The organism is Flavobacterium rhamnosi, assembly GCF_048286515.1.
Classification (GTDB): domain Bacteria; phylum Bacteroidota; class Bacteroidia; order Flavobacteriales; family Flavobacteriaceae; genus Flavobacterium.
Window position 1 is genome coordinate 102,637 of the sequence record NZ_JBLVPS010000002.1, and the last position, 12,513, is coordinate 115,149.

13 protein-coding genes are annotated in these 12,513 nt (G+C 34.7%); 3 read left to right on the forward strand and 10 right to left on the reverse strand.

Annotation, left to right across the window (positions count from 1 at the left end):
* Nucleotides 1–22 precede the first annotated feature (22 nt).
* The 6 genes from ACNQGN_RS02040 to ACNQGN_RS02065 are packed head-to-tail and all read right to left on the reverse strand — an operon-like array spanning nt 23 to nt 4,762.
* Nucleotides 23–784 (reverse strand): hypothetical protein, encoded by a 762-nt coding sequence (locus tag ACNQGN_RS02040; RefSeq protein ID WP_417986188.1) that lies wholly within the window; start codon nt 782–784, stop codon nt 23–25.
* A 3-nt stretch (nt 785–787) separates the two neighbouring features.
* Entirely contained in the window at nt 788–1,477 is a 690-nt protein-coding gene (locus tag ACNQGN_RS02045; RefSeq protein ID WP_417986189.1) for a YjjG family noncanonical pyrimidine nucleotidase, read from the reverse strand.
* A 9-nt stretch (nt 1,478–1,486) separates the two neighbouring features.
* A complete protein-coding gene (gene radC, locus ACNQGN_RS02050) occupies nt 1,487–2,179 on the reverse strand; it encodes a RadC family protein (protein ID WP_417986190.1) in 693 nt (230 codons plus the stop codon).
* A 10-nt stretch (nt 2,180–2,189) separates the two neighbouring features.
* Nucleotides 2,190–2,648, reverse strand: coding sequence for a GNAT family N-acetyltransferase (locus ACNQGN_RS02055; RefSeq protein WP_417986191.1), 459 nt, complete (start codon nt 2,646–2,648; stop codon nt 2,190–2,192).
* A gap of 7 nt (nt 2,649–2,655) precedes the next feature.
* Nucleotides 2,656–4,011, reverse strand: a complete 1,356-nt coding sequence (locus ACNQGN_RS02060) for a UDP-N-acetylmuramate--L-alanine ligase (protein WP_417986192.1) — start codon at nt 4,009–4,011, stop codon at nt 2,656–2,658.
* 55 nt (nt 4,012–4,066) lie between these two features.
* Entirely contained in the window at nt 4,067–4,762 is a 696-nt protein-coding gene (locus ACNQGN_RS02065; protein WP_417986193.1) for a tetratricopeptide repeat protein, read from the reverse strand.
* A gap of 142 nt (nt 4,763–4,904) precedes the next feature.
* Between ACNQGN_RS02065 and ACNQGN_RS02070 the strand changes: the two genes are divergently transcribed.
* Nucleotides 4,905–5,720, forward strand: coding sequence for a UDP-2,3-diacylglucosamine diphosphatase (locus ACNQGN_RS02070; protein ID WP_417986194.1), 816 nt, complete (start codon nt 4,905–4,907; stop codon nt 5,718–5,720).
* 41 nt (nt 5,721–5,761) lie between these two features.
* Nucleotides 5,762–6,763, forward strand: a complete 1,002-nt coding sequence (locus ACNQGN_RS02075; RefSeq protein ID WP_417986195.1) for a glycosyltransferase family protein — start codon at nt 5,762–5,764, stop codon at nt 6,761–6,763.
* 60 nt (nt 6,764–6,823) lie between these two features.
* Here the strand turns inward: ACNQGN_RS02075 and obgE are convergent, their stop codons facing one another.
* The 4 genes from obgE to hpt form a co-directional block, all read right to left on the reverse strand.
* Nucleotides 6,824–7,825 (reverse strand): GTPase ObgE, encoded by a 1,002-nt coding sequence (gene obgE, locus ACNQGN_RS02080; RefSeq protein ID WP_417986196.1) that lies wholly within the window; start codon nt 7,823–7,825, stop codon nt 6,824–6,826.
* A gap of 66 nt (nt 7,826–7,891) precedes the next feature.
* Nucleotides 7,892–9,166, reverse strand: coding sequence for a hemolysin family protein (locus ACNQGN_RS02085; RefSeq protein ID WP_417986197.1), 1,275 nt, complete (start codon nt 9,164–9,166; stop codon nt 7,892–7,894).
* 201 nt (nt 9,167–9,367) lie between these two features.
* Nucleotides 9,368–9,955 carry an adenylate kinase gene (locus ACNQGN_RS02090; protein WP_417986198.1) on the reverse strand — a complete coding sequence of 196 codons (588 nt, stop codon included), beginning with the start codon at nt 9,953–9,955 and terminating at the stop codon, nt 9,368–9,370.
* Between the two features lie 12 nt (nt 9,956–9,967).
* The gene (gene hpt / locus ACNQGN_RS02095; RefSeq protein ID WP_417986199.1) at nt 9,968–10,498 is read right to left on the reverse strand and encodes a hypoxanthine phosphoribosyltransferase; all 531 of its coding nucleotides are present in this window, start codon (nt 10,496–10,498) and stop codon (nt 9,968–9,970) included.
* Nucleotides 10,499–10,764: 266 nt separating this feature from the next.
* Here hpt and ACNQGN_RS02100 point away from each other — a divergent pair, with 266 nt between their 5' ends.
* Entirely contained in the window at nt 10,765–12,417 is a 1,653-nt protein-coding gene (locus ACNQGN_RS02100; RefSeq protein WP_417986200.1) for a DUF1800 domain-containing protein, read from the forward strand.
* Nucleotides 12,418–12,513 lie beyond the last annotated feature (96 nt).

A 12,513-nucleotide genomic window follows, 5' to 3' on the forward strand; every position in this document is an offset into this window, starting at 1 on the left:
CAAAAACTATCTCTTTTAAAATCTAAAATTTAACGGCTACTTTTTCAGAAATTAATTTGTCGTTTAGGTAATATTCAAAAAACCACTGATTCTGTATAGCAATTAAAACACCCTGTGTATTTCCTTTTACTGCAAGAAAACAATCTTTTCTAGAGGTAGTAAATACTTTCATAATAACTTTTGGCGCACTATCGATTAGTTGAAAACCAGTAGCTGTAGGCTGCGCGTATAGCATATTGGAATTGTCGACAGCTGCATTCTGTGCATTATCCGCCTGATTTATAGGCAAAGCCACCGGAGCCTCTTGAGACACTGGTACTGAAGTTGGTTTAGAAATGGCACTTGGATTACTATTCCCTGTACTATTGTATTTATATTGCAAAGCATTAACAGACACAAAAGCCTTATTTAATGCTTCGGTATACCCCATTTGAAAGTCTTTTTCTTTGCTTATACCGGTATCCGATTTGAAAATGATTTTCCCATTACAATCTTTAAAAGTGATATACAATTTAGTTGTTAAAAATGATTTTTCTTTCACAACATCAAAATACAACAAACTGCACCTGTCATGATATTCTTTTGGCAACGGCTCATTATCATAAAAGCCCTGAAAACCAGCTTTATTTAAGTTGAACTTAGATAAAGTAGCGAGCCTATATTGATTTTCAGACCTAGTAAATTCAAATCTTAAAGGTATAAGCACGGCCTTATAATCATTGACAGATTGCGAGAAACAATAACTCGAAATTAATAGTACCAGAAACAGGAATCTTGTTTTCATAATTTATAAATATTTTTTTAATTCTAATAAATGATTTACTTGTTTAATATTCTCTTCTACCGGCACGTTACTTTCGTTAAAAAAAATTGCATCTAATCCCGCATCAAGAGCTCCCCGAACATCCGCTTCAATACAATCCCCAATCATAATACTATTTTCTTTTTTGGCTTTGGCCAAATCAAGCGCATATTCAAAAATAATAGGATTTGGCTTTTTCACTCCCGCCATTTCCGAATTGGTAATCGTTTGAAAGTAGCTACCAATATTTGAATTGTTTAATTTTTTAAATTGCACTTCAGCAAAACCATTGGTTATGATATGAAGCTTGTATTTTTGATTTAAATAATCCAAAACCTCAAAAGTCCCGTCAAAAAGATGGTTGTTTTCAGGCAACAACTGAATGTATTCCTGAGCAATACTTTCTATTCCTTCATCGGAAATAGCGTAGTTTAATGCATCGAAAGATTCTTTCAGCCTACTGTAACGCAATTCCTTATGGGAAATTTTGTCGTACTGGTATAATTTCCAACACGCCTGATTAATAGGAACATATTTCCCTATGAATTCTTTGGAATCAATCTCTGGATGATTTCTGTTAAAAATAGTCTCAAAGGTCAACTCCGAATTTTTATCAAAATCCCAAAGGGTATGATCTAAATCAAAGAAAACGTCTTTTATAATGGTATGTTTCATTCTTAATTTCTAAAATATCCCCTCGTCAACAAAGCTAAAATAACTGGCTTCAGTCACAATAAGATGATCTAACACTTTTATGTCTAAGCTCTCTCCTGCCTGTTTTAACTTCCGTGTAATATGTTTGTCCGCCTCACTTGGTATCAGTGTTCCCGAAGGATGATTGTGACACATTATCAATCCCGTTGCACCCATTTCAAGCGCCATTTTAAAAACAAGACGTACATCAACCAAAGTCCCTGTAATACCGCCTTTACTCAACTGCGATTTTGAAATGACCTTATTAGAATTATTCAAATACACAATCCAAAATTCTTCATGCGGTAATTCACCGATAATGGGCTGCATGATCTCGAAAATTGTTTTGCTGGAAGTAACTTTTGTTAATTCAATAACGTCCTCTGCCCTTCTTCGTCTTCCCACTTCCAACGCGGCAATTATTGAAATGGCTTTCGCCTCTCCTATTCCTTTAAATGCCATTAACTGTGAAACTGACAATTTCCCTAAGGCATTCAAATTAGCGTGAACACTCCCTAAAATCCGTTTACTCAACTCCACCGCTGATTCGTTACGACTTCCTGACCCAATCAAAATGGCAATCAGTTCCGCATCACTTAAAACACTTTTGCCTTTACGCATCAGTTTTTCACGTGGTTTGTCGTCTTGGGACCAATTGGTTATTGGAAAAGAATTTTCGGACATAAGCTTATTTTTAAATTTGTTTTTTCATGCAAATACTATTTTCTAAACCCACGTAAGGGTCATAATTAGCTACAATACTATACCCTGCCTTTTGGTATAAACTGATGGCTTCCTTTTGTTTATACAACGTTTCTAAAATCGAGAACGAAAAACCTAACGCTCCGGCCCAAAGCTCGAGTTCGTGTATTACTTTTTTAGCCAAACCCATCCCGCGCACTTCCGGAGAAACAAACATACGTTTTAATTCAATTGTATTGGTATCATATTTCTTGAAACAACCACAAGCAACAGCTTTGTTATCGAGATAGACAACAATAACATTTGGATTTAATTCAATTACATTATTCCCCCAGTAATTTGCTTTTAACGCTGGATAACGCTCCCACAAACTCTTATCCAATGCAGCGATGAGCGTAACAAAATCTTTATTTTCACTATTAGTTTTAGAAACTTTTATGGTCTCATTCATATACTTCTTATTTCACCAGTTCCTTAACCTCCTCAAAATTAAGTCCGCCATAATTACCGGAACTCATTAATAGCAAAGCCGAATTATCAAGATTTAAGTTGAATAAATAGGCTGCAAAATCTTTTGGATTCGTATAAATAATTAAATCTTTTCTGTTGAATGCATTTGCTATTTGCTCATAAGTCACTTCCTCCAACTGCTTAATTTTTACCGCATCCGGTGAGTAGAAAACAACCGCTTTATCTGCATATTCTAATGCGCCTTCATATTCATTTAAAAATTCAGCATTCAGGCTACTATACGTATGCAACTCTAAACAAGCTACTAAAGTTCTATTTGGATATTGCTCTTTTACCGCTTTTGTAGTTGCCGACACCTTACTTGGGGAATGTGCGAAATCTTTATACGCTACTTTAGTTTTGCTTTCGCCAATTTTTTCCAATCGTTTTGAAGCTCCTTTAAAACTAGCAATAGCTTCGTAAAAATCAGCTTCATCAACTCCCATGTTCTGGCAAATCCATTTGGCTCCTGCCAAATTATTAAGATTATGCGCTCCAAAAACTTCAATCGGCATATCACCTTCCGGAGTTTCGAGAAGCGTAACACCATCACTTACTGTATATTTTGGTGTATGATATGCTAATTTTCTAATTGGGTTCGTAGCAGCTTCTGCAACACGCTTTACTTCGGGATCCTCTTCATTGTAAACTAAAATTCCTCCGTTGGTTATTTTACTAATAAAAATTTCAAACTGTTCTACGTAATTTTCATAGGTTGGAAAAACATTAATATGATCCCAGGCTATTCCAGAAATTAAAGCAATATTGGGCTGATACAAATGGAATTTTGGCCTTCTGTCTATTGGCGAAGACAAATATTCATCCCCTTCTAAAACGATAAAATCATTTTCTTCCGTTAGATGTACCATCGTATCAAATCCTTCCAATTGAGCACCAACCATATAATCTACCGCTATTCCGTGGTAATGCATCACATGCAAAATCATAGAAGTTATCGTTGTTTTTCCATGAGAACCACCGATAACTACGCGCGTTTTATTTTTGGATTGCGCGTAAAGGAATTCCGGATAGGAATATATTTTCAAACCTAGCTCCTGCGCTTTCAACAATTCTGGATTGTCTGCCTTGGCGTGCATTCCTAATATTACCGCTTCAATAGCTGATGTTATTTTTTCAGGAAACCAACCTAATTCAACAGGCAAAATTCCTTTCTTATCCAATCTTGATTTTGACGGCTCAAAAATAGCATCGTCACTTCCTGTAACTTGATACCCTTTGTTGTGTAATGCTAAAGCGAGGTTGTGCATGGCACTACCACCGATAGCTATAAAATGTGTACGCATTTTAGTGTATGGTTTATAGTTGTTGTATTATAAGTATGTCAAAATCCATGACCCTTTATCCTTTTTTATTTTTATATTCTTCTAAAACTGATTTGGCCTTTTCAGGTTCGTTCATTTTATTTTTGTACAAACTCGCTAACTTTAGATAACTCATTCGTGATCCACCTGCAGTTATTGCTCTTTTATAGTTTTGTTCCGCAACTTTATATCTTTTAAAATATTCATCAATATGCCCTCTTGATAAATAACCGTCTATTGGCGATAATCGCAATAATTCATTTGAATATTTTATAGCTTTAGACTCACTGCCACCCACGATTCCCGGCAGCTGAATATACAATTCTATTAATGCCCAGCGTGCCTCAATATGCTTAGGATTGAAAACTATTGCTTTTTCAAAAGACCCTTTGACCTCGTCAATCATCCCAAGAGCTTTGAATTTATTCACCTGAGTAGCTTTCATGCCCAAAGCGCCTCCGTATTTATAATGATAGTTAGCTTCCGAAGGTTTCGATTGTTTTAGCTTTTTATAATAACCAATTGCTTTATCCCAAGACTTACTTCGTCCGGCTATGTCCCCTAAATATTCAATGGTTTTCAAATCAGAAGGATTAGCCTTTAAAATTGATTCAAAAATAGGTTGCGCCTGATCGTATTTTTCTTCTTTGAAAAATTTCTCTGCTTTATCGAAATTGGATTGGGACCAAGTCATCAAAGGAAGTAATAAAAAGAGGTATACTATTTTTTTCATCTTTCAAAAATAAGGAAATTTTAAAGTATTAAACCGCTTTTTAATCTTAAAAAAGTTAACAAACCAAATCATCCTGAGAGAAATAATAATAAATAAGAAACATTGCCATAACATAGAGTAGCTAATTTCGTCAAAACAAATTATGAAAAGAAAGCGAAAAATCCCTTTAGTGGTATTAAGCGATGTACACTTAGGAACCTATGGCTGTCAGGCCAAAGAATTACTCCAATATTTAAAATCGATTCAACCCAAAATGTTGGTTTTAAACGGGGATATTATTGACATGTGGAGCTTTAGCAAAAGCTATTTCCCGGCAGCCCATATGAATGTGTTGCGACAAATCATAAAAATGTCAAATCAGGGAACCCGTGTTATTTACATTACCGGAAACCATGATGAAGCTTTAAGAAAATACTCCGATTTTATTTTAGGAAATTTTGAATTGGCAGACAAATTAATTCTGGAATTAGACGGCAAGAAAACTTGGATTTTTCACGGGGATGTATTTGATTCCTCTACAAAAGGATATGCAAAAATAGTAGCCAAACTTGGCGGAAAAGGATATGATTTACTGATACTGATCAATAGTTTAATCAATTGGTTTTTAGTCCTTTTGGGAAAAGAGAAACGAAGCTATTCAAAAATGATTAAAGACAGTGTCAAGAAAGCGGTCTCTTTTGTATCCAATTTTGAAACCACCGCAGCAGAAATTGCAATTCAAAAAAAATACAGTTATGTAGTTTGTGGACACATACACAAACCCCAAATGAAGGAAGTCGAAAACGAACACGGAAAAGTTATGTATTTAAACAGTGGAGATTGGGTTGAAAACCTTACCGCATTGGAATACAAAAAAGAAAAATGGAGTATTTACAAATACAACAAAGCCGACTATTTACACCATGACAACAATGAAGACAAAATTGTCAGTGATATTATCACCAAAATTTTATCATAGCTATTCCATACAATTACTTTAAAAATCAAACTAGTAACGCAATGAAAATATTTTACGCTATTCAAGCAACTGGTAATGGGCATATCAGCAGAGCTGTACAATTATATCCGTATCTGCAAAAATTTGGTGAAGTTGATTTTTTCATGAGTGGCAACAATGCCAGCCTGGATGTCAATTTACCTGTAAAATTCAAAAGCGAAGGCTGTAGCTTGCATTACAGTAAATGCGGAGGCTTGAATTACTGGGATATTGCCAAAAACATAAAACCAAGGCAAATATATAAAGACGCAAATTCTTTACCCTTAAAAAACTACGATGTGGTCATCAATGATTTTGATTCTATTACTTCTTTGGCTTGCAAATTGCAAAAAGTACATTCGATACAATTTGGACATCAAGCCAGTTTTATTTCACCTTTGGCTCCAAGACCCGAAAAAAAGAGCATCATGGGAGAAATGATTCTGAAACATTATGCCCCTTCGCCACAATATATTGGATTGCATTTTGACAAATACGACTCTTTTATATTCCCTCCAATTATCAAAGATGAAATCGTAAATGCCGAACCCAAAAACAAGGGCCATATTACTGTCTATTTACCTTCTTTTCAACAGGATTGTTTAGAGAAGGCGTTCAACAAACTGCCTAATTTATCTTTTCACTGGTTTTTGAACGATGTACAGACCAAACACACTATAAAAAACGTCACTTATTATCCTGTTAATCAAGAATACTTCAATAAAAGTTTAATCAAGTGTGAAGGAGTTATTACTGGCGGAGGATTTGAAACTCCTGCGGAAGCGCTGTATCTGGAAAAAAAAATACTCTCTATTCCTATTCGAAAACATTATGAACAGGAATGTAATGCTGCCGCCCTTAAAAAATTGGGGGTTCCTGTCCTTTATGATGTTGGTGATGATTTTTATTTAGTAATAGAAAATTGGCTCGATTCGCCTATTAAATACCCGAAAATACAGGCTAATAATATCCCGGAAACCTTACAGTTTTTATTTGATACATATAATCACAACGGCATCAAATAAACGATAGGAACGAGAAAAGGTGCTCTTCTCAGAACACCTTTTATATAAAATTTTTAAATTTTAGTCATTTAACATTTTCCACAATTTATCTTTTAATTCTGTCAGACCCTGTTGCGCCACAGAAGAAATAAACATATAAGGAATATCTTTAAAAGCGACGTCTAATTCCACTTTAAGTTCTGCTTTCAATTCATCATCAAGCATATCACATTTTGAAATCACCAATAAACGCTCTTTGTCTAGCATCTCAGGATTGTACTTCGTCAATTCATTCACTAAAATATCATATTCGGCTTTAATATCCGGTGTATCCACAGGAACCAAAAACAATAGCGTCGAATTACGTTCAATATGACGTAAAAAATAATGCCCTAATCCTTTTCCTTCAGCAGCACCCTCAATAATACCAGGAATATCAGCAATTACAAAAGATTGAAAATCTCTGTATGCTACAATTCCAAGATTGGGTTTTAAAGTAGTAAACGGATAATCTGCAATTTTCGGTTTCGCTGAAGTCAACACTGACAACAGTGTCGATTTTCCTGCATTAGGAAAACCTACCAAACCAACGTCTGCCAGAACTTTTAATTCTAAAATCACATCCATTTCTGCACCAGGCAAACCGGGTTGTGAGTATCTTGGTGTCTGATTGGTTGAACTTCTAAAATGCCAATTTCCTAACCCTCCTTTTCCACCACGAGAAAGTACTTGTTTTTCACCATCTTCAGTAATTTCAAATAATATTTCTCCTGTTTCTTTATCTTTTACTACCGTTCCTAATGGAACTTCGATGTATTTATCATCTCCATCAGCACCTGTACTTCTGTCACCACTACCGTCACCACCATTACCTGCTTTAATATGTCGTGCAAACTTAAGGTGAAACAATGTCCAAAGACCTTTGTTCCCAACCAAAAAAACATGACCTCCACGACCACCATCACCACCATCTGGTCCACCTTTTTCAATAAATTTTTCTCTATGCAAATGCGTAGATCCTTTTCCTCCTTTTCCGGAAGAAACATATATTTTAACGTAATCTACAAAATTCCCTTCAGTCATTTTTTCTACTATTCAATGTTCAGCTTTATATTCAGTACTCATTTTGAGTACTTTCCTATACGCTATTTAATTTCTTAATGCTTTCACCATCACTTTATCAATCTTCACGCCATCCATATCAATGACTTCCAACTCAAATTTTTGCCAAATTAATTTCTCTCCCTGTTTTGGAATATGCGAGAGCTCCGTCATTATTAATCCACTCACCGTGGTCACTTCGTAATCGTTGATCAATTCGTCTAATTCAAAATAAGTCAAGAAATCATGCAGTGAATAATGCCCGTCAACCAGCCAACTTCCATCTTCCCTTTCAATCAATTGAAAATCATCTTTATAAAAGTCCGACGCATCTCCAACCAAGGCTTCCAGAATATCATTCAAAGTAATTACGCCTTGAAACACTCCATATTCATCAGAGACAAATGCATAATGAATACCTGTTTTTTTGAAGTTTTCTAAGGCTATATAGGCAGTAGTCTGCTCCATCATAAAAGGAGCTTCAGTCATTATATCTGCTAAATTGAAGTTTTCATTTTCAAAATGAGCAAAAATATTTTTTAAGTTAACGACCCCAACGATATCATCATAATGTTCCCCAAAAACAGGATAGATAGAATGCAGCTCTTTAAGCATAAATTCCTTAACCTGTTCTTTATCAGAATGCAAAGGTAAAAAAACTACCGACTTCCTGTGGGTCATCAATGAATTAATTTTTCGATCACCAATATGAAAAACGCGTTCCACGATATCCTGCTCTATTTCCTGCACTTCTCCACCTTCTGTTCCTTCTTTGATAATCGCCTTTATTTCCTCTTCAGTTACTTTACCGTCAGCAGTCGGTTTTATTTGTAAAACATTCAATAAAAAATCAGTTGAGTGTGTTAACATCCAAATAAATGGTGCTGTAACAATCGAAACAATTTTCATTGGTAATGCCACGGCTTTGGCTATAGATTCCGGATGATTCAGGCCTATTCTTTTAGGCAACAACTCTCCGAGTACTAAGGAGAAAAAAGTCAAAGTCACAACAACTATACCTACAGCAACAGAGTGCGCATAAGGTGTTATCATTTCGAACCCTATTATAAAGGCCTCTACATCTTTGGTTATTTTATCACCACTATAAATACCGGTAAGAATTCCGATCAGGGTGATTCCTATTTGTACTGTTGACAAAAATTTATTTGGCGAATTCGCTAAATCCAACGCAATTTTAGCACTTTTATTTCCTTTTTTTGCCGCAGTCTCTAATCTATTCTTTCGTGCTGAAATCAATGCAATTTCTGACATCGAGAACACCCCGTTTAATAGTATTAGAAAAAATATTATTAGTATTTCCAATTTTTTAGTTGATTCGTTTTTTTTTAGATCTGATTTCTGAATTACTCTGAAATCTCTTGTATAGCAGCCGGATTTTCAGCGGCTACACTAGGGAAAAAGTCCGCAGTTAAAAAAGCTAATTTTCTTGTCAAAAAAGAGCCTGCAAACGAAGCTACTTATATGACAATAAAAAATAGTTTTTTTTTAACAGAAACTTTTAAGCTACAGGACTTGCTCCTGTAATTGATCAATCACAGTACTTAAACGCTCCGTGATTTCCTGAATAGTTCCTATTCCGTTTATGGCGTAAAACTTTCCCTGTTCCTCATAATACCCCATTAAAGGAGCTGTTTTTTCATTATATTCCTGATAGCGATTTCTAATTTTTTCTTCATCCTGATCGTCAATTCTACCACTTGTTTTTCCTCTTTCCAGCAAACGTTGAATCAAAATTTCATCATCGGCTTCCAGCGCAATTGTTGCAGCCACTTTGGAACCTATTGAAGTAAGAAATGCATCTAAAGCTTCGGCTTGTGAAATTGTTCTTGGATAACCATCAAACAAAATCCCATTCGTGTCTGGGTGTTTATTGACCTCATCAATTAGCATTTTGGTAGTCAATTCATCTGGCACTAAATCACCAGCGTCCATATATACTCTTGCTTGTTTCCCAAGTTCTGTATCGTTTTTTAAATTATAACGAAATACATCCCCTGTAGATATATGCGTTAATTTGTATTTTTCTTTTAAGAACTCAGCTTGAGTTCCTTTACCTGCTCCTGGCTTTCCAAATAAAACAATGTTAGTCATGTTGTTGTGTAGTTATTCTTTTAGTTTATATACTTCGGGTAAATTTCTTCCTAAACCATCATAGTCTAAGCCATAACCTACAATAAATTTATTTGGAATTCTAATCCCAACATAATCTATTTTCATGTCTTTAGTATATGCTTCTGGTTTGAAAAAAAGTGTTGCTATTTTAAAATGTTTTACATTTTGCTTTTTAAATAATTCTTTAAGTTCCACTAAAGTATTTCCGGTATCTACAATATCTTCTATTATAATAACGGTACGTCCTGTCAAATCCTGATTCAATCCTATTAATTGTTTCACTTCGGCTGTGGAAGAAGTTCCTTCATAAGATGCCATTTTTATGAAAGACACCTCACATGGTTTTTTGTACAGTTTCATAAAATCAGAAACCACCATAAAGGCACCATTCAAGACACCTATAAATATTGGTATTTCATCGGCAAAATCATCTTCTATTTGAGCAACCATTTTTTCGATTGCAAAGTCAATTTCCTTGGCAGAAATAAACGGAACAAATTGTTTATCGTGAAGTTGTATCATTATTTTCGTATTTAAAATAATGCGCAAAGATACTGAATTCGGATTTGACAAATGATAATTGAACATTAATTTGTCCCCAACAAATCGAATGCCCTAATTATCCTAATAATACAACTTTAAAATTTTTAACTAAAATCTTAAAAAAAATATATAATTTTCTAAAAAACAGGTAGTTAGACGACTATTAAGATCTGTTTATCGAAAAAAAATTGTAATAAATTTATTTATTCCTAAATTTAAGTAAGGATATTGTAAATCGTAAAATTATGGCTTCATTAAATCCAAACACAGCAGTTTTAGGCGCCAAAAATGCTAAACATTTATTGCGAAGAGCAACTTTTGTTTATACCAAAGCCTTAATAGACCAGTACGCTAAGTTAACACCAAACCAAGCTTTGGATTTATTATTAGTTGACAATCCGCTCACGCTCACCTTACCTTATGACCCTTTACCAACTACCGCACCAGATGGTTATTGGACTGAATCTACAAATTTACCCGGTGCATTTCCAAATCAATATGGCAAAGGCACAATTGTAGCTGGTTGGTGGTGGTATAATGCGATAAACAGTCCAACATTAAAATTCAAACTTTCTCATTTTTTATCTACTCGTTTTACCGTAATAAAAAACACCGATGTATTTGGGTCAGCAACCGAATTTTATGATTACATCCGATTGCTTTTATTTTATTCTTTTGGCAATTATAAAAAATTAGCAAAAAAAATGACCCTCAATAATTCGATGCTCAGTTTTTTGAACAATACCTCTAATGTGAAAAGTTCTCCAAATGAAAATTATGCCCGTGAGTTTTTAGAATTATTTACCATTGGAAAAGGGGCTCAAATTGCACCTGGAAATTACACAAACTATACGGAATCAGATATTGTACAGACAGCAAGAATACTAACCGGATTTAAAAGAAAACCGGATCGATCTATAATTGATTCCGAAACTAAAATTCCAAAGGGACACAACCAATTTTCAGATCACAATACCAGTTCTAAAACGTTTAGTGGTGCTTTTAGCAACAAAATAATTACTTCTGCGAGTGATGCTGCTTCTATGGACAGTGAATTAGATACTTACATCGAAATGGTTTTTAATCAACCGGCGACAGCTAAAAATATTTGCAGAAAAATGTATACTTACTTTGTAAAAAGCACTATTTCAGCAGAAGCAGAAAATGACATTATAGATCCTTTAGCACAAATCCTCTATAACAATGGCTATGAAATCGTTCCTATAGTCCGAAAATTATTAGAAAGTCAACATTTTTACGATTTGGATGATAGTAATGCGACAGACGAGACCATAGGCGGGATGATAAAATCGCCGCTTCAACAACTATCTGAAATATGCACTTATTTAAAAGCTACTATCCCAGACCCAACTTCAAATACATTGAATTTCTACAATGTTTTTTGGTGGAATTTCATCAACAATAACTTTTTCACACGTTCGAATATGATTTTATTTGAGCCAGAAAATGTTGCCGGACATGCCGCCTTTTACCAAGCTCCTAATTTTGATAAAGGCTGGATATCTTCCGCCACTTTAATTGCGAGATACCGATTAGGAGAATCGCTGCTTGACGGAGTAAACAGGATTAGTGGCAATAGTATTATCGTTGCCAAAATAAACATATCAGAAGTACTAAAAAATGCCGGTATTGTTTCAAATCCTTCTGACCCCTTTGTATTAACCTCAGAATTATGCAACGCTCTTTTTGCGCAGCAACCAGATACCGAGCGCATTAATTATTTTATGAATTCTTTTCTGCTCCAAGGCCTTACCAATTATTATTGGACAGAAGCCTGGAATAGTTTTATTAGCACCAATAATAGCACAGTAGTCGAGTCTCGACTAAAGCTATTAGTAACCAAAATAGTAAGAGCCCCCGAATCGCAGCTATTTTAGTATCATTTTAAAAATTTATTTAACAAACAAGACATTTTAAGGCAACTTAAACTACAACTGTTTTAGTATTATTTCACTCATTTATTTAGCAACCAA

Bases quoted from the DNA above. Each gene is read 5' to 3' on its own strand.
- ACNQGN_RS02040 (WP_417986188.1), bottom strand. From the start codon at position 784: ATGAAAACAAGATTCCTGTTTCTGGTACTATTAATTTCGAGTTATTGT.
- ACNQGN_RS02045 (WP_417986189.1), bottom strand. From the start codon at position 1,477: ATGAAACATACCATTATAAAAGACGTTTTCTTTGATTTAGATCATACC.
- radC (WP_417986190.1), bottom strand. From the start codon at position 2,179: ATGTCCGAAAATTCTTTTCCAATAACCAATTGGTCCCAAGACGACAAA.
- ACNQGN_RS02055 (WP_417986191.1), bottom strand. From the start codon at position 2,648: ATGAATGAGACCATAAAAGTTTCTAAAACTAATAGTGAAAATAAAGAT.
- ACNQGN_RS02060 (WP_417986192.1), bottom strand. From the start codon at position 4,011: ATGCGTACACATTTTATAGCTATCGGTGGTAGTGCCATGCACAACCTC.
- ACNQGN_RS02065 (WP_417986193.1), bottom strand. From the start codon at position 4,762: ATGAAAAAAATAGTATACCTCTTTTTATTACTTCCTTTGATGACTTGG.
- ACNQGN_RS02070 (WP_417986194.1), top strand. From the start codon at position 4,905: ATGAAAAGAAAGCGAAAAATCCCTTTAGTGGTATTAAGCGATGTACAC.
- ACNQGN_RS02075 (WP_417986195.1), top strand. From the start codon at position 5,762: ATGAAAATATTTTACGCTATTCAAGCAACTGGTAATGGGCATATCAGC.
- obgE (WP_417986196.1), bottom strand. From the start codon at position 7,825: ATGACTGAAGGGAATTTTGTAGATTACGTTAAAATATATGTTTCTTCC.
- ACNQGN_RS02090 (WP_417986198.1), bottom strand. From the start codon at position 9,955: ATGACTAACATTGTTTTATTTGGAAAGCCAGGAGCAGGTAAAGGAACT.
- hpt (WP_417986199.1), bottom strand. From the start codon at position 10,498: ATGATACAACTTCACGATAAACAATTTGTTCCGTTTATTTCTGCCAAG.
- ACNQGN_RS02100 (WP_417986200.1), top strand. From the start codon at position 10,765: ATGGCTTCATTAAATCCAAACACAGCAGTTTTAGGCGCCAAAAATGCT.